Genomic DNA, 21,041 nt, shown 5'->3' with positions numbered 1-21,041 from the left:
GTGACCCCACATAATCTTCTAGATGTTTAAATAAGGAGGAAACTTCTGTGTTACCAAATCTTAAAGAAGTAAAAAAGGTTGTAGGTACAAAGCAGGCCAAGAGAGCAATAATTAATAATGAAGTTGAGAAAATGGTTATTGCAAAAGATGCAGACACAAAGCTTATAAATGAGCTTGTGCAATTATGTAATGAAAGGTCTATAGAAGTTATTTATGTTGATAACATGAAAGACCTAGGCAAGGCCTGTGGCATTGATGTCAGTGCAGCATCAGCTGCAATATTGAAATAATATACATTTTGGAAGGAGGTGCTTCAATGCCAACAATTAGCCAATTAGTAAGAAAAGGTAGAGAAAAGGTTACCTATAAGTCCAAATCTGCACACTTAAACGTTGGATTTAACTCACTAAAGAAAAGAACAACTAAGGTGAGTTCTCCACAAAAAAGAGGTGTTTGTACAGCTGTAAAAACTGTTACGCCTAAGAAACCTAACTCAGCTTTAAGAAAAATTGCCAGAGTTAGACTTACTAATGGTATGGAAGTTAGTGCTTATATCCCAGGTATAGGTCACAACTTACAAGAGCATAGTGTTGTTCTTATAAGAGGTGGAAGAGTTAAAGACTTACCTGGTGTTAGATACCATATCGTTAGAGGTACACTAGATACAGCAGGTGTGGATAAAAGAATGCAGTCAAGATCAAAATATGGTACAAAGAAACCTAAGAAGAAATAGTGTCGAACGAGCGCGAAGAATGCTATGTTTTTAGCTTTGCTATAAGTTAGAGACAATTTATATATATAGGCATTTTAGTGCACTACGACGGCTTCAAATTGTCGAGTACCTATGAATTAATTTCTGTTATTAAGGAGGGAAGAATAGTGCCAAGAAAAGGACATGTGCCAAAAAGAGAAGTAATGGCTGATCCTATATACAAGGATAAAGTTGTTACAAAATTAATAAATCAAGTAATGTTAGATGGAAAAAAAGGTGTAGCACAAAAAATAATATATGATGCATTTGACTATATACAAGAGAAGACAGGTGAAGAACCACTAGAAGTTTTCTATAAGGCTCTAAACAACATCATGCCTGTACTAGAAGTAAAGGCAAGACGTGTTGGTGGTGCAACATACCAAGTACCGATGGAAGTTAGACCAGATAGAAGACAAACTGTTGGATTAAGATGGTTAGTTGATTACTCCCGTAAAAGAGGAGAAAAGACTATGAAGGAAAAAATTGCTAAAGAAATTATGGATGCTGCTAATAATACTGGAGCTAGCGTTAAGAAAAGAGAAGATACTCATAAAATGGCTGAGGCAAACAAAGCTTTTGCACATTACAGATGGTAATAATAAATTCCTTTTCAAATTTATGTTTACATTTGAATTTTTAGGGAAGTATATTAACGATAGTAAAATAAGCAGCGGAAAGGAGGAGTACTGTGCCTAGAGAATTTTCATTAGAAAAAACTCGTAATATTGGTATAATGGCTCACATAGATGCAGGTAAGACAACTACTACAGAAAGAATACTATTCTATACCGGCAGAACGCATAAGATAGGCGAGACGCACGAAGGTGCGGCAACAATGGACTGGATGGAACAGGAGCAGGAAAGAGGAATAACTATAACTTCTGCTGCAACAACAGCCCAATGGAACGGTCATAGAGTTAATATCATAGATACGCCAGGACACGTGGATTTTACTGTTGAAGTAGAAAGATCTCTTCGTGTTCTCGACGGCGCAGTAGCAGTTTTCTGTGCAAAAGGTGGAGTTGAGCCACAATCAGAAACAGTTTGGCGTCAAGCTGATAAATATGGCGTACCACGTATGGCATTTGTTAATAAAATGGATATCTTAGGTGCTGATTATTTCAGAGCTGTAGATATGATGAAAGATAGATTAAAGGCAAATGCAGTACCAATACAGTTACCAATAGGAAAAGAAGATACTTTCATAGGTATTATTGACCTTATAAACATGAATGCAAGAATCTACAAAGATGATTTAGGAAAAGAAATAGAGGTAACTGAAATTCCTGAAGATATGATAGATTTAGCTGAAGAATATAGAGAAGCACTGTTAGAAGCAGTAGCGGATCAAAATGAAGAGCTAATGATGAAGTATCTAGATGGTGAAGAAATCAATGTTGAAGAAATTAACGATGCTATAAGAAAGGCTACAATAGCATGTAGTGTTACTCCTGTTCTTTGTGGTTCTGCCTATAAGAATAAAGGTGTTCAAATGTTATTAGATGCTGTTGTTGATTTCATGCCAGCACCTGTTGATGTACCAGCTATTAAAGGTGTTAAGCCAGATTCAGAAGAAGAAGATGAAAGAATATCTTCAGATAATGAACCATTCTCTGCGTTAGCATTTAAAATAATGGCTGACCCATATGTTGGTAAACTAGCTTTTTTTAGAGTTTACTCTGGAACTTTAGATTCAGGTTCATATGTATTAAACTCTACAAAAAACAAAAAAGAAAGAATAGGACGTATTCTTCAGATGCATGCAAACAAGAGAGAGGAAATCCAAACGGTTTACTCTGGAGACATTGCAGCAGCAGTAGGTTTAAAAGATACTACAACTGGAGATACTCTTTGTGATGAAAGTCACCCTATTATATTAGAATCTATGGAATTCCCTGAGCCTGTTATAGAGGTTGCGATAGAGCCTAAGACTAAAGCTGGTCAAGAAAAGATGGGTATAGGATTAGCAAAATTAGCTGAAGAAGATCCTACATTTAGAACTTATACAAACCAAGAAACCGGTCAGACTATTATTGCTGGTATGGGCGAATTGCATCTTGAGATTATAGTTGACAGACTTATGAGAGAATTCAAAGTTGAAGCAAATGTTGGTAGCCCACAGGTTGCTTACAAAGAAACTATCACTAAAGAAGTGGAAGTTGATTCTAAGTATGCTAGACAGTCTGGTGGACGTGGACAATACGGACATGTTAAGATTAAGCTAGAACCAAGAAAACCTGGTGAAGGTTACGAATTCATTAATAAAATTACTGGAGGAGCTATTCCTAAAGAATACATTCCTGCTGTAGACAATGGTATTCAAGAAGCAATGCAAAGTGGTATACTTGCAGGATATCCAGTTCTTGATTTTAGAGTGACACTATTTGACGGTTCATACCATGAAGTTGACTCTTCTGAAATGGCATTTAAGATAGCTGGTTCTATGGCATTTAAAGATGGCTGTAAAAAAGCCAATCCAGTATTACTTGAGCCATATATGAGAGTTGAAGTTACTGTACCTGAGGAATATATGGGTGACGTAATAGGAGACATTAACTCAAGAAGAGGTAGAATAGAGGGTATGGAATCTAGAAGTGGAGCTCAGATTATTAGAGGTTTTGTACCACTTTCAGAAATGTTTGGTTATGCAACAGACCTTCGTTCTAAAACTCAAGGTCGTGGGGTATATACTATGCAGTTTGATCACTATGAAGCTGTACCAAATAGTATAGCTGAAAAGATTATGAATAAATAGTTAAGCTATTAAAATATTAAAATATAAATAGATTTTAGTTTAGTAAGGAGGAATAAGAAAATGGGAAAAGCAAAATTTGAAAGAAATAAGCCACACGTAAACATTGGAACAATAGGACACGTTGACCACGGTAAAACAACATTAACAGCAGCAATCACAAGAGTAATAAACACAAAATACGGATTTGGAGAAGCAGTAGCATTTGATAACATAGACAAGGCACCAGAAGAAAGAGAAAGAGGAATCACAATATCAACAGCACACGTAGAGTATGAGACACCAAACAGACACTACGCACACGTTGACTGTCCAGGCCATGCTGACTATGTTAAGAACATGATAACAGGAGCAGCACAAATGGATGGAGCAATCTTAGTTTGTTCAGCAGCAGATGGCCCAATGCCACAAACAAGAGAGCATATACTATTATCAAGACAGGTAGGAGTACCATACATCGTAGTATTCCTAAACAAATGTGATATGGTAGATGACGAAGAGTTAATCGAGTTAGTAGAAATGGAAGTAAGAGAATTACTAAGCGAATACGAATTTGATGGAGATAATACACCAATCATCCAAGGATCAGCATTAAAAGCATTAGAAGGCGACCCAGCATGGGAAGAAAAAATAATAGAAATGTTTGAAATAATAGACGAGTATATTCCAACACCAGAAAGAGATACAGACAAACCATTCTTAATGCCAGTAGAGGACGTATTCTCAATCACAGGAAGAGGAACAGTAGCAACAGGAAGAGTAGAAAGAGGAATCTTAAAAGTACAAGACCAAGTACAAATCGTAGGATTAACAGAAGAACCAAGAACAGTAGTATGTACAGGAGTAGAAATGTTCAGAAAGTTATTAGATGAAGCACAAGCAGGAGATAACATCGGAGCATTACTAAGAGGAGTACAAAGAACAGATATCGAAAGAGGTCAAGTACTAGCAAAGCCAGGAAGTATAACACCACATACAAAATTCAAGTCTGAGGTATACGTATTAACAAAAGAAGAGGGTGGAAGACATACACCATTCTTTGATGGATACAGACCACAGTTCTACTTCAGAACAACAGACGTAACAGGATCAGTAAAATTAGAAGAAGGCGTAGAGATGGTAATGCCTGGAGATAATGCAACATTTAATATAGAATTAATCACACCGATAGCAATGGAAGAAGGATTAAGATTCGCTATTCGTGAAGGTGGAAGAACAGTAGGAGCTGGAGTTGTTACACAAATTATTGAGTAATTTTAGCTTTTAAAATTAAGACATAAAACACTAAAAGAAGGGGATTCCCCTTCTTTTAGTGTCCATATATAGAATTAATTAATAGCTTAATTGAACTATATTTTATGTAAAAGTAAAAAAATCAAAAAAAAATAAAAAAAATGCAAATAAGTACTTGAGTTTTAGCTGGATTTAATATAGAATATTACAGTATGCAGTAGACATGCGATGAGGCAAAAGGTTGCTTATTTTTTAAGGGAATTTTTGCTGAGAATGTCCGGCTTAGATTCGGGCGACATGATTACCTGGCTTAATTGAGAAAATTACAAAACACCCGGTTGAGTGTATCGGTAGTCATTGTTGCATGTACTTCAAAACATGCGATAGAAGGAGGGAATTGTTAATGTCAAACAATGGCAAACAAAAAATTAGAATTAGATTAAAGGCTTATGATCATGAAATTCTTGATACTTCAGCACAAAAGATTGTTGAGACTGCTAAAAGAACAGGTGCAACTGTTTCAGGTCCAATACCACTACCAACTGAGAAGCAAATAGTGACTATCTTAAGAGCTGTACACAAGTACAAAGATTCTAGAGAGCAGTTTGAACAAAGAACTCACAAGAGATTAATTGACATTTTAAGCCCTACACCAAAAACAGTTGATTCTTTAATGAAGCTTAACTTGCCAGCAGGTGTAGATATAGAAATAAAATTATAGGAAATAAGTAGAGAATTCATATATAAATGCACTCTGCTTAGTATGATTGCACAAACGTGTAATCCGCTGTAAGATTTCAGGAGGTGTAAAGATGAAAAAAATATTAGGTAGAAAATTAGGTATGACTCAAATTTTCACAGAAGATGGAACGGTTATACCAGTAACAGTTATTGAAGCAGGTCCAATGAAAGTTGTTCAAAAGAAAAGCGCTGATAAAGATGGCTATAATGCAATTCAAGTTGGATTTGGAGAGGTAAAGGAAAAAAGAGTTAACAAGCCTCTTAAAGGACACTTTGGTAAGGCTGATGTTGAACTTAAAAGAGTTTTAAGAGAAATCAGAGTTGAAAATGCTGACCAGTATGAAATAGGTCAAGAGATAAAAGCTGACGTTTTCAGTACTGGAGACAAAGTTGATGTTATTGGCGTTTCTAAAGGTAAGGGATATCAAGGTGTAATCAAGAGACATAATCAACACAGAGGACCAATGACTCATGGTTCGAAATACCACAGAGGTATAGGTTCAATGGGTGCATCAGCATATCCAGCAAGAATCTTTAAGAACAAAAAAATGCCAGGACATATGGGACATGAAAGAGTGACTGTTCAAAACCTAGAAGTGGTTAGAATAGATGCAGAAAAGAACTTCATATTAGTTAAAGGTGCAGTTCCTGGTCCAAAGGGCGGACTAATAACAATAAGAGAAAGCGTTAAAGCTTCTAAGTAAGTTTTTTTGAAAGGAGGATAATTAGATGCCAAAAGTAGCTTTATATAACGTATCGGGCCAACAAATTGGTGATATAGAGTTAAATGATGATGTGTTCGGAGTTGAAGTTAACCAACACGTATTATACGAAGTTATTAAAAATCAACTTGCAAATAAAAGACAAGGGACACAGTCAGTTAAGACAAGAGCAGAAGTAAGAGGTGGCGGAAGAAAGCCATGGAGACAAAAAGGAACTGGTAGAGCTCGTCAAGGAAGTATAAGAGCACCTCAATGGACTGGTGGAGGAGTAGTGTTTGCACCAAAGCCAAGAGACTATAGCTATGCTGTACCTAAAAAAGTAAGAAAGTTAGCTATGAAATCTGCATTAAGTTCAAAAGTTGAAGAAAGCAAAATTATAGTATTAGATGAGTTAAATTTAACTCAACCTAAGACTAAAGATATGATTAGCATTCTTAAAAATGTTAATTCAGGCAAGAAAGCATTAATAGTTATGGATGAGAAAAATGAGAATGTTGTAAAGTCAGCAAATAATATACAAGGAGTTCAAACTACTTTAGTTAATACTCTAAGTGTATATGACATATTAAAATATGACTCATTTATTATAACTAAAGATGCTGTTAAAAAAGTGGAGGAGGTGTATGCATAATGCGTAGCCCACACGACATTATCATCAAACCAGTTGTTACAGAACAGAGTATGAATAATATGGCTGAAAACAAATATACATTTGTTGTTGATAAAAAAGCTAATAAAACAGAAATTAAAAATGCTTTAGAGCAGATATTTGGTGTTAAGGTCGAAAAAGTTAACACTATTAACATGGAAGGTAAAGTTAAAAGACAAGGTGTTCACATTGGAAGAAGACCTAATTGGAAAAAAGCAATAGTGACACTTACTAAAGATAGTAAAGGTATTGAATTCTTTGAAGGAATGTAATTGTTAAATAGCGTGTAAGAGGAGGGAACAGAAATGGGTATCAAAAAATTTAAGCCAACTTCACCGGGTATTAGGCAGATGACTGTTTCTACTTTTGAAGAAATAACTAAAAAAGAACCTGAAAAGTCATTAGTTGTGAGCTTGACTAAAAATTCAGGAAGAAACGCTTATGGTCGAATTACTGTTCGTCATAGAGGCGGTGGAGCAAAAAGAAAGTATAGAATAATAGATTTTAAAAGAAATAAGGATGGCATCCCAGGAAAAGTTGCAGCAATCGAGTATGATCCAAACAGATCTGCAAACATTGCTTTAATAAATTATGCTGATGGAGAGAAAAGATATATAATAGCTCCACATAATTTACATGTTGGAGATGTTATAGAGTCAGGTGAAGGTGCAGATATTAAAGTAGGTAATGCACTACCACTAAAAAACATACCTGTAGGTACAGTTATTCATAACATAGAGCTAAAAGCTGGGAAAGGTGCTCAACTTGTTAGATCTGCTGGTAACTCAGCTCAATTAATGGGTAAAGAAGGAGATTATGCTAACTTAAGGCTTCCTTCGGGAGAAACAAGATTAGTAAGAGTTGAATGCAGAGCAACTATAGGTCAAGTAGGTAACATAGACCACGAAAATATTACAATTGGTAAAGCAGGTAGAAAGAGACACATGGGTATCAGACCAACAGTTAGAGGTAGTGTTATGAACCCTAATGATCACCCACACGGTGGTGGTGAAGGTAGAGCACCAATTGGTAGACCAAGTCCAGTTACGCCATGGGGTAAACCAGCACTTGGATACAAAACTCGTAAGAAAAACAAGAAATCAGATAAGCTTATTGTTAGAAGAAGAAAGAAATAGTCTGATAGATTTTCTGAGAAGTTATATGCGATGCTTTTATAAAAGATATTTATTATCGCGCTGAAAGGAGGAACTTAAATGGGTAGATCGCTAAAAAAAGGACCATTTTGTGATGATCACTTGTTGAAAAAAGTTGAAGAATTAAACAAAAAGAACGAGAAAAAAGTTATTAAGACATGGTCACGTCGTTCAACTATATTCCCACAAATGATTGGCCATACATTAGCAGTTTATGATGGTAGAAAGCATGTGCCAGTGTATGTAACAGAAGATATGGTTGGGCATAAGTTAGGTGAGTTTGCTCCAACTAGAACGTACAAAGGTCATGCAAACACAGAAAAATCAACGTCTTTAAGATAGAATGAAGGAGGGAACTTCACGTGGAAGCTAGAGCTATCGCCAAATACGTGCGTATTGCACCAAGAAAGGTGAACTTAGTAGCGGCTGAAATCAGAGGAAAAAGTGTTGATGAAGCACTTGCAATCTTGAAATTCACGCCGAAAAGAGGCGCCGATGTATTAGAAAAAGTAGTTAAATCTGCACTTGCTAACGCAGAAAATAATTTTGACATGGATAGAGAAAATTTATATATTAGCGAAGCATATGCAAACCAAGGACCTACATTAAAAAGATGGAGACCTAGATCACAAGGAAGAGCGTACAAAATCCTTAAGAGATCAAGCCATGTTGGTGTAGTGGTTAAAGAAAGAGAATAGGAAAAGGAGGGATATCGATGGGTCAAAAGGTTAATCCACATGGACTAAGAGTTGGAGTTATAAAAGACTGGGATTCAAAATGGTATGCTGATAAGAAGCATTTCTCAGAGTATCTAGTTGAAGATAACAAGATTCGTGAGTTTATAAAAAGAAAACTATATATAGCTGGCGTATCAAAAATTGAAATTGAAAGAGCGGCTAATAGAGTTAAAATTAGCATAAACACTGCTAAACCAGGAATGGTTATAGGTAGAGGCGGTTCAGGAGTAGAAGAATTAAGAAAGAATTTAGAAAAGTTAACTAAGAGAAACATCACAATCAATGTTGAAGAAATTAAAGTTCCTGAAATGGATGCACAATTAGTTGCTGAGAATATTGCTGGACAGTTAGAAAGAAGAATTTCTTTCAGAAGAGCAATGAAACAATCTATTCAAAGAACTATGAGAGCTGGAGCTAAAGGAATCAAGACTTCAGTTTCAGGAAGACTTGGTGGAGCAGATATGGCTAGAACTGAAAGTTATAGTGAAGGAACTACACCTCTACACACTTTAAGAGCAGACATAGATTATGGATTTGCTGAAGCTGATACAACTTATGGAAAAATAGGAGTTAAAGTATGGTTATATAAAGGTGAAGTTCTTCCTACTTTAAAAGTAGCAAATAAGGAAGAGAACACTGAGAACTAGAGTCATGTAGGAAGGAGGAAGAAAGTATGTTAATGCCTAAAAGAGTAAAACGTCGTAAGGTTCACAGAGGTAGAATGACCGGTAAGGCTACTCGCGGTAATAAAATTTCTTATGGAGAATTTGGATTACAAGCTTTAGAACCAGCTTGGATAACATCTAATCAAATAGAAGCAGCTAGAAGAGCTATGACAAGATACGTAAAAAGAGGCGGAAAGATCTGGATAAAAGTATTCCCAGATAAGCCAGTAACTCAAAAACCTGCTGAAACTCGTATGGGTTCTGGTAAAGGTTCACCAGAATATTGGGTGGCAGTAGTAAAACCAGGTAGAATTTTATTTGAAATGGCAGGAGTTCCTGAAGAGGTTGCGAGAGAAGCAATGAGGCTTGCAATGCACAAATTACCGATAAAATGTAAATTTGTCACTCGACAAGACGCAATTGAAGAGGGTGGTGAAGCTAATGAAAGCTAATGAAATTCGTCAAATGACGAGCCAAGAATTAGGAAACAAATTAACTGAATTAAAAACTGAATTATTCAACTTAAGGTTTCAATTAGCTACCGGTCAACTTGATAACCCTATGAGAATTAAGACAGTAAGAAAAGATATTGCCCGTGTGAAAACTATCATAAAAGAACGAGAATTAAAACAGCTGAACGCATAGTAGTTTGAGAAAGGAGGGCTAACTAAATGCTTAGAGGAAACAGAAAAGTAAGAGTAGGTCGTGTTGTGAGTGATAAAATGGATAAGACAATTGTTGTAGCCGTAAAAACATTCGTTTCACATCCTTTATATGGTAAAATGGTTAAAAAGACAACAAAATTTAAAGCACATGATGAAAATAATGAGTGTCAAATAGGTGATACTGTTAGAATAATGGAAACTAGACCATTGAGCAGAGAAAAGAGATGGAGATTAGTTGAAATTGTAGAAAAAGTAAAATAATCCTTACGGTTTGTGAAAGGAGGGTATTAAATGGTTCAAAATGAATCACGTTTAAAAGTCGGAGATAACTCTGGTGCTAAAGAATTATTAGTTATCAGAGCGTTAGGTGGCTCAAATAGAAGATATGCGAATATTGGAGATATAGTAGTAGCTTCTGTTAAAAGCGCAACGCCAGGCGGTGTTGTTAAAAAAGGAGACGTAGTTAAAGCTGTTATAGTTAGAACTACAAAAGGTGTAGGAAGAAAAGATGGAAGCTATATAAAATTTGATGAAAATGCAGCTGTAATAATAAAAGATGATAAAACACCAGTTGGTACTCGTATATTTGGACCTGTTACAAGAGAACTAAGAGATGGAAACTTCATGAAAATAATCTCATTAGCACCTGAAGTATTATAAGAGGAGGTGTAGATAATGCATGTTAAAAAAGGTGATACAGTTGTAGTTACAACAGGTAAAGATAAAGGTAAAAAAGGAAAAGTGTTAACAGCTATTCCTAAGGAGAATAAAGTTATTGTTGAAGGTGTAAACATGCTTACTAAGCATAAAAAACCAAGTGCTAAGGTTCAACAAGGTGGAATAATTCACCAAGAAGGCCCAATAGATGTTTCAAACGTTATGCTATATTGCAATAAAGATAAGCAAGGCGTAAGAGTTGGCTATAAAGCTTTAGAGAACGGTGATAAAGTAAGAGTTTGCAAAAAATGTGGTGAAGTTCTAGACTAAGAGCTTACAGTTGAAAGGAGGTTCACATAATGACTACGCGCCTAAAGGACAAATATGTTAATGAAGTCATTCCAGCATTAATGGAAAAGTTTAAATACAGTAATATAATGGAAGTTCCTAAATTAGAGAAAGTTATTATAAATATGGGTTTGGGAGAAGCTAGAGATAACCCAAAATTACTTGAAACAGCAGTAAATGAGTTAGCGATTATTTCTGGGCAAAAACCAATTATAACAAGAGCTAAAAAATCAGTTGCTAATTTCAAGGTTCGTGAAGGTATGCCAGTAGGAGCTAAGGTTACTTTAAGAGGAGAAAAGATGTTTGAATTCCTTGATAAGTTAATGAATATTTCATTACCAAGGGTTAGAGACTTTAGAGGAGTTTCTCCTACATCTTTTGATGGAAGAGGTAACTATGCGTTAGGTATAAAAGAGCAGTTAATTTTCCCTGAAATTGACTACGACAAAGTAGATAGTATAAAAGGTATGGACATTATAGTTGTTACAACAGCTAAAACTGATGAAGAAGCGAAAGAGTTTCTTGGACTTATGGGAATGCCCTTTAGAAAGTAAAAAAGGAGGGGAAAAAAATGGCTAAAAAATCGATGGTATTAAAGCAACAAAGAAAACAAAAATTTAGCACGAGAGAATATAGTAGATGTAAGATATGCGGAAGGCCACATGCTTATCTAAGAAAATATGGCGTATGTCGTATATGTTTCAGAGAATTAGCTTATAAAGGACAGATTCCAGGCGTTAGAAAAGCTAGCTGGTAGTAAGATTGTTAAAATGGAAGGAGGTAAACTCTAATGGTTATGACTGACCCAATTGCAGATATGCTAACAAGAATTAGAAATGCAAATAATGCTAAGCACGAAACTGTTGATATCCCAGCTTCTAACCTTAAGAAATCAATTGCCGATATTCTTCTAGAAGAAGGGTTTATCAAAGGATTTGATGTTATAGATGATGGCAAGCAAGGGATAATTAGAATACAACTTAAGTACGGTAAGGACAAAGAAAAGATAATCACTGGAGTAAAGAGAATATCTAAGCCAGGTTTAAGAGTATATGTTAAGAGTGATGAAATACCAAGAGTTCTAGGTGGACTTGGAATAGCTATTCTTTCAACATCTAAAGGAATTATTACAGATAAAAATGCAAGAAAAGAAAGCGTTGGTGGAGAAGTAATCTGCTACGTATGGTAATAGATAACAGACACATTTAATGGAACGGGAGGTGCAACCATGTCAAGAATAGGGTTAAAGCCAATAACTATACCAAGTGGAGTAGAAATTAAGGTTGATGCTAACAATTACGTAACAGTAAAAGGACCAAAAGGTACGTTAGAGCAACAGATTAATAAGGATATACAGATAAATGTTGAAGACAATGTTATACATGTAGCTCGTCCTACAGATGAGAAAAAACACAAGTCGCTACATGGTTTAACAAGAACACTAATAGCAAATATGCTAGAAGGAGTTTCTAATGGATATGCAAAGAACTTAGAAATAGTAGGAGTAGGTTATCGTGCTCAAAAGCAAGGTAAAAAACTTATACTGAGCTTAGGTTTCTCTCATCCAGTAGAAATGGAAGATCCAGAAGGAATCGAAGTTGAGGTTCCTGCTAATACAAAAATAACTGTAAAAGGCATAGATAAGCAAAAAGTTGGAAACTACGCAGCTGTTATAAGAGATCTTAGAAAACCTGAACCATATAAAGGTAAAGGTATAAGATACGAAGGCGAAGTAGTAAGACGTAAGGAAGGTAAGACAGGTAAGTAGGAAAGGAGTGAGAACAGGTGCTTAAGAAAGTAAATAGCAATAAAAAAAGAGAACAAAGGCATTTAAGAGTAAGAAAAACTGTACATGGAACTCCTGAGAGACCAAGACTAAATGTGTATAGAAGCTTAAATCATGTATATGCACAAATAATCGATGATACAGTAGGCAAAACTTTAGTTTCAGCTTCAACACTTGATAAAGACATAAAAGAGAAGCTTACAGCGACTGGAAACAAAGAAGCTGCTAAAGTAATTGGTAAAATTGTAGCTGAAAGAGCACTAGAAAAAGGTATTGAAACTGTTGTTTTCGATAGAGGCGGATACATTTATCATGGTAGAGTAAAAGAACTTGCTGAAGGTGCAAGAGAAGGCGGATTAAAGTTCTAGATGAAGGAGGGGAAATAATGCAACGTGGTCGTATAGACGCTAATGAATTAGATTTACAAGAAAGAGTTGTTAGTATAAATCGTGTAACTAAAGTTGTTAAAGGCGGTAGAAACTTCAGATTCAGTGCTCTTGTGGTTGTTGGAGACGGAGATGGACACGTAGGAGTAGGAATGGCCAAAGCACTTGAAGTTCCCGAAGCGATTAGAAAAGCAATCCAAGATGCTAAAAAACACTTAATTAAAGTACCAACTGTTGGTACAACAATTCCTCACGAAACAGTAGGAGAATTTGGAGCAGGTAGAGTTTTACTTAAGCCAGCTTCAGAAGGTACTGGAGTTATTGCCGGTGGTCCTGTACGTGCTGTTATTGAGTTAGCAGGAATCAGAGACCTTAGAGGTAAGTCGCTCGGTTCAAACAATCCTAGAAACATGGTTAATGCAACAATGGAGGCTCTAAAACAATTAAAAAGAGCTGAAGAAGTTGCAAGACTTAGAGGAAAAACTGTAGAAGAGTTACTAGGTTAGGGGGGAAATACCTTGGCTAAAATAAAAATTAAACTTATCAAAAGTAAGATTGGTAGACTTGAAAACCAAAAAAGAACAGTAGAAGCTCTTGGATTAAGAAAAATTGGTCAAATAGTTGAAAAGGAAGATACTCCTCAGATAAGAGGTATGATAGAAAAAGTTAAACATATGGTTGAAGTTGTAGAGTAAGAATTTAGTAAGGGGAGGTGCAACCATGAAACTAAATGAAATAAGACCAAATCAAGGTGGCGGAAGCAAAGACACTAAAAGATTAGGTAGAGGAACTGCTACAGGACAAGGAAAAACTGGTGGTAGAGGCCAAAAAGGTCAAAACTCACGTTCTGGCGGTGGAGTAAGACCTGGTTTCGAAGGTGGTCAAATGCCTTTATATAGAAGATTACCTAAAAGAGGTTTCAAAAACATATTTGCAAAGACATTTGCTATCGTTAACTTAGAAGATTTAAATAGATTTGAAGATAATACAGAAGTTACTCCAGCTTTATTGTTAGAAGCAGGTATAATCAGAAAACTTCATGATGGAGTTAAGGTTTTAGGAGAAGGGGAATTAAACAAAAAACTTACTGTAAAAGCCACTAAGTTCAGCAAATCTGCTGCTGAAAAAATTGAGGCTGTTGGGGGAAAGGTAGAGGTGATCTAAATTGTTATCAACTCTGAAAAATGCTTGGAAGATTCCTGATCTAAGAAGGAGAATACTATTTACATTACTTATGCTTCTTGTCTTTAGATTGGGATCTAGCATTCCAGTTCCTGGAATGAAATCTGAGGTTATCAAGCAAATGTTTGATAGCCAAGCAGGTGGAATGTTAGACTTTCTTAACTTAATGGCAGGGGGAGCCTTTAAGAATTTTACTATTTTTGCATTAAACATTTACCCATATATTACTGCTTCGATCATTATACAATTATTAACAATTGCAATTCCTAGCTTAGAAGCTTTAGCTAAAGAAGGCGAGGAAGGTAGGAAGAAGATTGCGCAATACACAAGATATGGAACAGTTGTATTAGCACTTATTCAAGCTGCTGGTATAAGCATAGGGTTCTTTAGGCAAGCTTTAATAAAAACAGATTTTATTTCTGTAGCAATTGTTATTATAACATTAACTGCAGGTACTGCATTTTTAATGTGGTTAGGAGAGCAAATAACTGATAAGGGTATAGGAAATGGTATTTCTTTGATAATATTTGTTGGTATAGTTTCAGCTGCACCTGGTGGAATAGTTAAGATGTTCAAATTAGCTCAGGCTGGCCAAGTGCATGTCTTAGAAATAGTTGCATTTTTAATAGTTGCATTGATTATAATCGCTGGTGTTATCGCTATACAAGAAGGAACTAGGAAAATACCAGTTCAATATGCAAAAAGGGTTGTTGGAAGAAAGATGTATGGAGGGCAAAGTACTCACATACCTATAAAGGTGTTAATGGCAGGGGTTATTCCAGTAATATTCTCTACATCATTACTTCAATTCCCTCAAATCTTAGCATTATTCTTTAAAGGTGGAGCTGCTGACTTTATAACAAAGTACTTCACTCTTAGTGGTACTGTAGGAGCTTGGATATACTCAATATTGAACATATTATTGATAATATTCTTCACATACTTCTATACAGCAGTGCAGTTCAATCCTGTTGAGTATTCAAATAACTTGAAGCAATACGGTGGATTTATACCTGGTATCAGACCAGGAAAACCAACATCAGATTATTTGAGTAGAGTAATTTCAAGAGTAACATTTGCTGGTGCAATATCATTAGCAATTATTGCGACTTTACCAGTTATCATTCAGGCTACAACTAAATTAAATGTTCGTTTCGGTGGAACAGGACTTCTTATAGTTGTGGGTGTTGCGTTAGAGACAATGAAACAAATTGAAGCTCAAATGCTTATGAGACACTACAAAGGCTTCTTAAAGTAGTAAAGTTAGCATTTAGCATAATAATATAACAACTCCTTAGGAGATGATGTAATTGAGACTAATTTTATTAGGACCACCTGGGGCAGGAAAAGGAACTCAGGCATCTAGTATTGTTAAGAAATATCAGATACCACATATATCAACTGGGGATATTTTTAGAAAAAATATTAAAGAAGGCACTGAACTAGGCAAGAAAGCTAAGGAGTACATGGATAAAGGTCTTTTAGTGCCTGATGACTTAGTTGTTGCTATCGTAAAAGATAGATTAACTGAAGAAGACTGTAAAGATGGCTTCTTATTAGATGGTTTTCCAAGAACAGTTGCACAGGCAGACGTTTTAGATATTGAGCTTAGAGAATTAAGCTACAGCTTAGATGATGTAATTAATATCGATGTAAGTAAAGAGGAATTAATTGAAAGAGCTGTAGGAAGAAGAGTATGTAAGGACTGTGGAGCAACATTCCATATTAAATTCAATTCACCTAAGATTGAAGGAATATGTGATGTTTGCAGTGGAGAATTACAGCAAAGAAAAGACGATACAGTTGAAACAGTTACTAAGAGAATTGAAGTATATTTAGAACAAACACAGCCACTTATCAACTACTATGAGAATAAGGGAATACTTATTAATATCGATGGCAAGCAAGAGATTGATAAAGTATTTTCTGACATAGTTAGTGCGATAGGGAGCGATAAATAATGATTATATTAAAGACTGAAAGAGAAATTGAAAAAATGAGAAAGGCAGGAAGGCTTGTTGGTGAAACTCATGCCTTTCTCGAAAAGCTCATAAAGCCTGGTATAACAACTAAAGAGCTTGATGAAGCTGCAGAAGATTTTATAAGAAGTAATAATGCATTACCAGCTTTTAAAGGTTATAACGGATTTACTGGAAGTATATGTGCCTCAATAAACGATGAGGTAGTTCATGGAATTCCAGGATTAAAAAAGTTAAATGATGGCGATATTATTAGTATAGATATTGGTACAATAATAGAAGGATATTATGGTGATGGTGCCAAGACACATATTGTAGGCAATGCATCTGATGAAGATAAAAGACTTATAGAGGTTACAAGACAATCATTCTATGAGGGCATAAAATATGCGAGAGTAGGATATAGATTATCTGACATATCACATGCAGTACAGGCGTATGTAGAAAAAAATGGTTTCGCAGTAGTTAGGGATTATGTTGGTCATGGTATAGGTCAAAGTATGCATGAAGAACCACAGATACCAAACTTCGGGTTACCTGGCAAAGGTCCAAGACTTCAAGCAGGTATGGTGCTAGCAATAGAACCTATGGTTAATGCAGGTACCTACCGTGTAAAGGTGTTAAAAGATAATTGGACTGTTGTTACAGCAGATGGAAAAAACTCTGCTCATTACGAGCACACTATAGCTATAACAGATGATGAGCCATTGATTTTAACAAAGGTATAATCCGACTAAAGAGGTGAACTTAATGGAAACTACGAATGATGTTGACATAGGTCAGGTCGTTAGGTCCAAAGCTGGTAGGGATAAAGGTAAAGTTTTTATAGTAATAGATGTTATTGATGACTTATATGTATTGGTTGTCGACGGCGATTTTAGAAGACTTGATAATCCAAAGAAAAAGAAGATTAGACATCTGATCGTTTACAAATCAATCATAGAAGAAATTCAAAATAGAGTTAAAAATGGTGAAAAGATAAATAATGCTTATATAAGAAAGGCATTAGAGCCATTTAATAAAGAGATATAAATCGGTTGAACGGGAGGTTCGATTACCTAATGTCTAAACAAGATGTTATTGAGGTGGAAGGGACCGTTGTTGAAGCTCTGCCAAATGCCATGTTTATGGTAAAACTAGAAAATGGGCATGAAATATTAGCTCACATATCTGGTAAGCTTAGAATGAATTTTATAAGAATCTTACCAGGTGATAAAGTTACATTAGAATTATCTCCTTATGATTTAACAAGAGGAAGGATAACTTGGCGTAATAAGTAGCAAGGAGGGATTACAATGAAAGTAAGACCATCAGTTAAAAAGATATGTGAAAAATGTCAAATAATTAAAAGAAAAGGCAAAGTAATGGTTATTTGTGAGAACCCAAGACACAAACAGAAACAAGGTTAACTAGAGTAAATTAACTCTAGTGATTTTACCTTTTTTTTAGTATAATATTACTTTGGTTGATACTAGTTGAAAATCGCGGCTGCTTTATATAAATATTTTTTAGTAACAACCACGTTTTGTTGGTTAGAATTCACATTTATTACAATGCACAGTTTTAGGAGGTGTAAACTTAATGGCCAGAATTGCCGGTGTAGACTTACCAAGAGATAAAAGAGTTGAGGTTGGATTAACATATATATATGGAATTGGTAGAGCTAGATCAAATGAGATATTGGAAAAGGCTGGTGTTGATTCAAACACAAGAATAAAGGACTTAACAGAGGCAGAAGTTAATTCACTTAGAAGTACAATTGACACATATATGGTTGAAGGTGATTTAAGAAGAGAGATATCTCTTAACATCAAGAGACTAAGAGAAATAGGTAGTTATAGAGGATTAAGACATAGAAGAGGTCTTCCAGTAAGAGGACAAAATACAAAGAACAATGCAAGAACAAGAAAAGGTCCTAAGAAACTTGCAGCTAAAAAAGGTAAAAAGTAATAGTAAAGGAGGGACTTTGAATGGTAGCTAAAAAAGGTGTAAAAACACGTGTTAAAAGAAGAGAACGTAAGAATATTGAAAGAGGTCAAGCTCATATCCAGTCAACTTTCAATAATACAATAGTAACTTTAACGGATGCTAATGGAAATGTAATATCATGGGCTAGCGCTGGTCAACTTGGCTTCAAAGGTTCAAGAAAATCTACTCCTTTCGCAGCTCAGATGGCTGCTGAAGAAGCTGCAAAAAAAGCTATGGAGCATGGTTTAAAGACTGTAGAAGTATACGTTAAAGGGCCAGGATCAGGAAGAGAAGCTGCTATAAGATCATTACAAGCTTCAGGATTAGAAGTTAGCTTAATCAAGGATACAACTCCAATTCCACATAATGGTTGTAGACCACCTAAACGTAGAAGAGTCTGATAATTTGATATAGGAGGTGCATATAGAATGGCAAGATACACAGGTCCAGTTTGTAGACTTTGTCGTAGAGAAGGACAAAAGCTCTACTTAAAGGGTGATAAGTGTTTTTCAGATAAATGTCCAGTAGCAAGAAGAAACTATGCTCCAGGACAACATGGACAAAGAAGAACAAAATTGTCAAACTATGGAGTACAGTTAAGAGAAAAACAAAAAGTTCGTAGATTTTATGGAATTTCTGAAAGTCAAATGAGAAAATACTTTATTGTGGCTGATAAAATGGCTGGCATCACAGGTGAAAATCTGTTAAGCATTCTAGAAACAAGATTAGATAATGTTGTTTACAGATTAGGCTTAGCCTCTTCAAGAGCAGAAGCTAGACAGTTTGTTACACATGGACACTTTAAAGTGAATGGCAAGAAAGTAGATATACCATCATATATAGTGTCAATAGGTGATACAGTAGAAGTTAAGGAAACAAGTAAATCATCACCAAGATTTAAAGAACTTCAAGAAGCTTATCAAGGTAATTTAGTTCCATGGTTACAAATGGACATTGAGAACCTAGTAGGTAAAGTAGTTGCAGCACCATCGAGAGCTGATATCGATTTACCAATTGAAGAGCATCTAATTGTTGAGTTATATTCTAAGTAATATATATATTAGAATCAGTTGCCCTCAGGATAGCATAATACAGATAAAAGGAGGGTTAAGTATAAATGTTAGAGATTGAAAAGCCAAAAATTGAAATTGTTGAGTTAAATGAAGAAAATACCTATGGGAAATTTATTGTTGAACCTTTAGAAAGAGGATATGGTACTACATTAGGCAATTCTTTAAGAAGAATATTACTTTCTTCTTTGCCAGGAGCGGCTGTTTCTTCTATCAAGATTCAAGGCGTTTTGCATGAGTTTTCTACAATACCTGGGGTGTATGAAGATGTTTCTGAGATAATATTAAATATCAAGGAAATAGCTGCTGTTATGTATTCAGATGAGCCAGTAATGCTAAGAATTGAAGCTGAGGGCCCTGGGGAAGTAACTGCAGGAGATATAATAACAGGTTCAGATGTAGAGATATTGAACAAAGAGCTGCATATTGCAACTCTTGAAGATGATGCAAAGCTGTACATGGAGCTTGAGATGTCAAAAGGAAGAGGGTATGTTACTGCTGAAAGAAATAAGAAAGAAAATCAGCCTATTGGGGTATTACCTATTGATTCTATCTACACTCCTGTGAAAAAAGTTAATTTCAAGGTTGAAAATACTAGAGTCGGTCAAGTAACAGATTATGATAAGTTAACACTTGAAATATGGACTGATGGTACTATTAAGCCTGACGATGCGACTTCTTTAGGTGCTAAAATTCTCAACGAACATTTAAATTTGTTCATTACATTAACTGATCATGTTAGTGATGTTGAGATAATGGTTGAAAAAGAAGAAGATAAAAAAGAGAAAGTTCTTGAGATGACTATTGAAGAGCTTGATCTTTCAGTTAGATCTTACAATTGCCTAAAGAGAGCAGGTATCAATACAGTCGAGGAGTTAAATCAAAAGACTGAAGATGATATGATGAAGGTTAGAAATCTTGGAAAGAAATCCCTTGAGGAAGTTCAGCATAAACTTGCAGAGCTAGGATTAGGATTAAAGAAAAGTGAAGAGTAATACTGCTTAAAGGAGGGATAAGGATGGCTAAGCTTAGAAAACTTGGACGCCCTACTGATCATAGAAAAGCTATGTTAAGAAATCTTGTAACAAGCTTGCTTAGAAACGGCAAGATAGAAACAACAGATACTAGAGCTAAAGAAGTAAGAAGAATGGCAGAAAAGATGATTACCCTAGCTAAAAGAGGAGATTTACACGCTAGACGTCAGGTTTTAGCATATGTGTATGATGAGACCGTAGTTAAAAACCTATTTGACGAAGTGGCTCCTAAATATGCAGAGAGAAACGGCGGATATACTAGAATGTTAAAACTAGGTCCACGTAGAGGCGATGCAGCAGAAATGGTAATATTAGAGTTAGTATAACTATAGTGAAGGGGATTAAGTGTTATGAGCTTAATCCCTTTTTTCTAATTTTAAAAGTTAGAATTTTAAATTTTAAATTGTGAATTTTGAATTGAAGCAATATCTTTAGATAACATTGTTGAATGATATATTTTTGGCATATATTTGTTTTAAAAATATACTAATAATAATGAAGTTTGTTATGTAAGCTTAATATGTTTGAAATGATTAGTTTGTTATGCTAAAATTAAATA

37 protein-coding genes are annotated in these 21,041 nt (G+C 35.2%); all 37 read left to right on the top strand.

The genetic code is table 11. The features are described 5' to 3' along the window. Window positions 1–47: 47 nt before the first annotated feature. Window positions 48–290, top strand: a complete 243-nt coding sequence (locus HNR33_RS09800; RefSeq protein WP_429082863.1) for a ribosomal L7Ae/L30e/S12e/Gadd45 family protein — start codon at window positions 48–50, stop codon at window positions 288–290. Window positions 291–316: 26 nt separating this feature from the next. Then, entirely contained in the window at window positions 317–733 is a 417-nt protein-coding gene (gene rpsL / locus HNR33_RS09795; protein ID WP_429082861.1) for a 30S ribosomal protein S12, read from the top strand. A gap of 146 nt (window positions 734–879) precedes the next feature. Then, on the top strand, window positions 880–1,350 hold the full coding sequence (gene rpsG, locus HNR33_RS09790) for a 30S ribosomal protein S7 (protein WP_429082860.1): 471 nt from the start codon (window positions 880–882) through the stop codon (window positions 1,348–1,350). Between the two features lie 92 nt (window positions 1,351–1,442). Further along, window positions 1,443–3,509 carry an elongation factor G gene (gene fusA / locus HNR33_RS09785; RefSeq protein ID WP_429082859.1) on the top strand — a complete coding sequence of 689 codons (2,067 nt, stop codon included), beginning with the start codon at window positions 1,443–1,445 and terminating at the stop codon, window positions 3,507–3,509. 60 nt (window positions 3,510–3,569) lie between these two features. Next, a complete protein-coding gene (gene tuf, locus HNR33_RS09780; protein ID WP_429082857.1) occupies window positions 3,570–4,760 on the top strand; it encodes an elongation factor Tu in 1,191 nt (396 codons plus the stop codon). Window positions 4,761–5,142: 382 nt separating this feature from the next. After that, on the top strand, window positions 5,143–5,460 hold the full coding sequence (gene rpsJ / locus HNR33_RS09775) for a 30S ribosomal protein S10 (RefSeq protein WP_429082855.1): 318 nt from the start codon (window positions 5,143–5,145) through the stop codon (window positions 5,458–5,460). A 91-nt stretch (window positions 5,461–5,551) separates the two neighbouring features. Then, window positions 5,552–6,184, top strand: coding sequence for a 50S ribosomal protein L3 (gene rplC / locus HNR33_RS09770; protein WP_429082853.1), 633 nt, complete (start codon window positions 5,552–5,554; stop codon window positions 6,182–6,184). Window positions 6,185–6,209: 25 nt separating this feature from the next. After that, entirely contained in the window at window positions 6,210–6,833 is a 624-nt protein-coding gene (rplD, locus tag HNR33_RS09765) for a 50S ribosomal protein L4 (protein WP_429082851.1), read from the top strand. Beyond that, window positions 6,833–7,123, top strand: coding sequence for a 50S ribosomal protein L23 (rplW, locus tag HNR33_RS09760; protein ID WP_429082849.1), 291 nt, complete (start codon window positions 6,833–6,835; stop codon window positions 7,121–7,123). The genes rplD and rplW overlap by 1 nt, the downstream gene beginning before the upstream one ends. Window positions 7,124–7,156: 33 nt before the next feature. Next, window positions 7,157–7,987, top strand: coding sequence for a 50S ribosomal protein L2 (gene rplB / locus HNR33_RS09755; protein ID WP_429082847.1), 831 nt, complete (start codon window positions 7,157–7,159; stop codon window positions 7,985–7,987). Between the two features lie 78 nt (window positions 7,988–8,065). After that, window positions 8,066–8,347 carry a 30S ribosomal protein S19 gene (gene rpsS, locus HNR33_RS09750; RefSeq protein WP_429082845.1) on the top strand — a complete coding sequence of 94 codons (282 nt, stop codon included), beginning with the start codon at window positions 8,066–8,068 and terminating at the stop codon, window positions 8,345–8,347. A gap of 20 nt (window positions 8,348–8,367) precedes the next feature. Then, entirely contained in the window at window positions 8,368–8,703 is a 336-nt protein-coding gene (gene rplV / locus HNR33_RS09745) for a 50S ribosomal protein L22 (protein ID WP_429082844.1), read from the top strand. Window positions 8,704–8,720: 17 nt separating this feature from the next. Then, the gene (gene rpsC, locus HNR33_RS09740; RefSeq protein ID WP_429082843.1) at window positions 8,721–9,389 is read left to right on the top strand and encodes a 30S ribosomal protein S3; all 669 of its coding nucleotides are present in this window, start codon (window positions 8,721–8,723) and stop codon (window positions 9,387–9,389) included. Between the two features lie 26 nt (window positions 9,390–9,415). After that, window positions 9,416–9,859, top strand: a complete 444-nt coding sequence (rplP, locus tag HNR33_RS09735) for a 50S ribosomal protein L16 (RefSeq protein WP_429082841.1) — start codon at window positions 9,416–9,418, stop codon at window positions 9,857–9,859. Beyond that, window positions 9,849–10,052 (top strand): 50S ribosomal protein L29, encoded by a 204-nt coding sequence (rpmC, locus tag HNR33_RS09730; protein WP_429082839.1) that lies wholly within the window; start codon window positions 9,849–9,851, stop codon window positions 10,050–10,052. Before rplP ends, rpmC begins: the two co-directional genes overlap by 11 nt. 26 nt (window positions 10,053–10,078) lie before the next feature. Further along, window positions 10,079–10,333 (top strand): 30S ribosomal protein S17, encoded by a 255-nt coding sequence (gene rpsQ / locus HNR33_RS09725; protein WP_429082837.1) that lies wholly within the window; start codon window positions 10,079–10,081, stop codon window positions 10,331–10,333. A gap of 30 nt (window positions 10,334–10,363) precedes the next feature. Continuing rightward, complete coding sequence (rplN, locus tag HNR33_RS09720; RefSeq protein WP_429082835.1) at window positions 10,364–10,732, top strand: 50S ribosomal protein L14; 369 nt, start codon at window positions 10,364–10,366, stop codon at window positions 10,730–10,732. 15 nt (window positions 10,733–10,747) lie between these two features. Beyond that, the gene (rplX, locus tag HNR33_RS09715; RefSeq protein ID WP_429082833.1) at window positions 10,748–11,059 is read left to right on the top strand and encodes a 50S ribosomal protein L24; all 312 of its coding nucleotides are present in this window, start codon (window positions 10,748–10,750) and stop codon (window positions 11,057–11,059) included. Between the two features lie 29 nt (window positions 11,060–11,088). Beyond that, on the top strand, window positions 11,089–11,631 hold the full coding sequence (gene rplE / locus HNR33_RS09710; protein WP_429082831.1) for a 50S ribosomal protein L5: 543 nt from the start codon (window positions 11,089–11,091) through the stop codon (window positions 11,629–11,631). 17 nt (window positions 11,632–11,648) lie between these two features. Further along, window positions 11,649–11,834 carry a type Z 30S ribosomal protein S14 gene (locus HNR33_RS09705; protein ID WP_429082829.1) on the top strand — a complete coding sequence of 62 codons (186 nt, stop codon included), beginning with the start codon at window positions 11,649–11,651 and terminating at the stop codon, window positions 11,832–11,834. A gap of 33 nt (window positions 11,835–11,867) precedes the next feature. Further along, complete coding sequence (gene rpsH, locus HNR33_RS09700) at window positions 11,868–12,266, top strand: 30S ribosomal protein S8 (protein ID WP_429082827.1); 399 nt, start codon at window positions 11,868–11,870, stop codon at window positions 12,264–12,266. Window positions 12,267–12,305: 39 nt separating this feature from the next. Further along, complete coding sequence (rplF, locus tag HNR33_RS09695; protein WP_429082826.1) at window positions 12,306–12,845, top strand: 50S ribosomal protein L6; 540 nt, start codon at window positions 12,306–12,308, stop codon at window positions 12,843–12,845. A 17-nt stretch (window positions 12,846–12,862) separates the two neighbouring features. Next, entirely contained in the window at window positions 12,863–13,231 is a 369-nt protein-coding gene (gene rplR, locus HNR33_RS09690) for a 50S ribosomal protein L18 (protein WP_429082825.1), read from the top strand. A 17-nt stretch (window positions 13,232–13,248) separates the two neighbouring features. After that, window positions 13,249–13,755: a 30S ribosomal protein S5 gene (gene rpsE / locus HNR33_RS09685; protein WP_429082824.1), complete on the top strand. Its 507-nt coding sequence runs from the start codon at window positions 13,249–13,251 to the stop codon at window positions 13,753–13,755. Between the two features lie 12 nt (window positions 13,756–13,767). Further along, a complete protein-coding gene (rpmD, locus tag HNR33_RS09680; protein ID WP_429082822.1) occupies window positions 13,768–13,944 on the top strand; it encodes a 50S ribosomal protein L30 in 177 nt (58 codons plus the stop codon). 25 nt (window positions 13,945–13,969) lie between these two features. After that, the gene (rplO, locus tag HNR33_RS09675; protein ID WP_429082821.1) at window positions 13,970–14,413 is read left to right on the top strand and encodes a 50S ribosomal protein L15; all 444 of its coding nucleotides are present in this window, start codon (window positions 13,970–13,972) and stop codon (window positions 14,411–14,413) included. Window position 14,414: 1 nt separating this feature from the next. Then, window positions 14,415–15,689 (top strand): preprotein translocase subunit SecY, encoded by a 1,275-nt coding sequence (gene secY, locus HNR33_RS09670; RefSeq protein WP_429082820.1) that lies wholly within the window; start codon window positions 14,415–14,417, stop codon window positions 15,687–15,689. 52 nt (window positions 15,690–15,741) lie between these two features. Further along, complete coding sequence (locus HNR33_RS09665) at window positions 15,742–16,392, top strand: adenylate kinase (protein WP_429082818.1); 651 nt, start codon at window positions 15,742–15,744, stop codon at window positions 16,390–16,392. Further along, window positions 16,392–17,138, top strand: coding sequence for a type I methionyl aminopeptidase (map, locus tag HNR33_RS09660; RefSeq protein ID WP_429082817.1), 747 nt, complete (start codon window positions 16,392–16,394; stop codon window positions 17,136–17,138). The genes HNR33_RS09665 and map overlap by 1 nt, the downstream gene beginning before the upstream one ends. Window positions 17,139–17,160: 22 nt before the next feature. After that, entirely contained in the window at window positions 17,161–17,442 is a 282-nt protein-coding gene (locus HNR33_RS09655) for a KOW domain-containing RNA-binding protein (protein ID WP_429082815.1), read from the top strand. Between the two features lie 29 nt (window positions 17,443–17,471). Beyond that, complete coding sequence (gene infA / locus HNR33_RS09650) at window positions 17,472–17,690, top strand: translation initiation factor IF-1 (protein WP_429082813.1); 219 nt, start codon at window positions 17,472–17,474, stop codon at window positions 17,688–17,690. 15 nt (window positions 17,691–17,705) lie between these two features. Next, window positions 17,706–17,819: a 50S ribosomal protein L36 gene (rpmJ, locus tag HNR33_RS09645; protein ID WP_352419144.1), complete on the top strand. Its 114-nt coding sequence runs from the start codon at window positions 17,706–17,708 to the stop codon at window positions 17,817–17,819. A 172-nt stretch (window positions 17,820–17,991) separates the two neighbouring features. Further along, window positions 17,992–18,360 (top strand): 30S ribosomal protein S13, encoded by a 369-nt coding sequence (gene rpsM / locus HNR33_RS09640; protein ID WP_429082812.1) that lies wholly within the window; start codon window positions 17,992–17,994, stop codon window positions 18,358–18,360. A 20-nt stretch (window positions 18,361–18,380) separates the two neighbouring features. Beyond that, the gene (gene rpsK, locus HNR33_RS09635) at window positions 18,381–18,779 is read left to right on the top strand and encodes a 30S ribosomal protein S11 (protein ID WP_429082811.1); all 399 of its coding nucleotides are present in this window, start codon (window positions 18,381–18,383) and stop codon (window positions 18,777–18,779) included. Window positions 18,780–18,806: 27 nt separating this feature from the next. After that, a complete protein-coding gene (gene rpsD / locus HNR33_RS09630; protein ID WP_429082809.1) occupies window positions 18,807–19,430 on the top strand; it encodes a 30S ribosomal protein S4 in 624 nt (207 codons plus the stop codon). A gap of 65 nt (window positions 19,431–19,495) precedes the next feature. Next, complete coding sequence (locus HNR33_RS09625) at window positions 19,496–20,443, top strand: DNA-directed RNA polymerase subunit alpha (protein ID WP_429082807.1); 948 nt, start codon at window positions 19,496–19,498, stop codon at window positions 20,441–20,443. Window positions 20,444–20,466: 23 nt separating this feature from the next. Next, on the top strand, window positions 20,467–20,808 hold the full coding sequence (gene rplQ / locus HNR33_RS09620) for a 50S ribosomal protein L17 (protein WP_429082805.1): 342 nt from the start codon (window positions 20,467–20,469) through the stop codon (window positions 20,806–20,808). Window positions 20,809–21,041: the final 233 nt, after the last annotated feature.

This window comes from Brassicibacter mesophilus, from assembly GCF_050433385.1.
GTDB classification, from domain to species: Bacteria; Bacillota; Clostridia; order Tissierellales; family Proteiniboraceae; genus Brassicibacter; species Brassicibacter mesophilus.
This window is presented reverse-complemented; position numbering and strand designations above follow the sequence as displayed.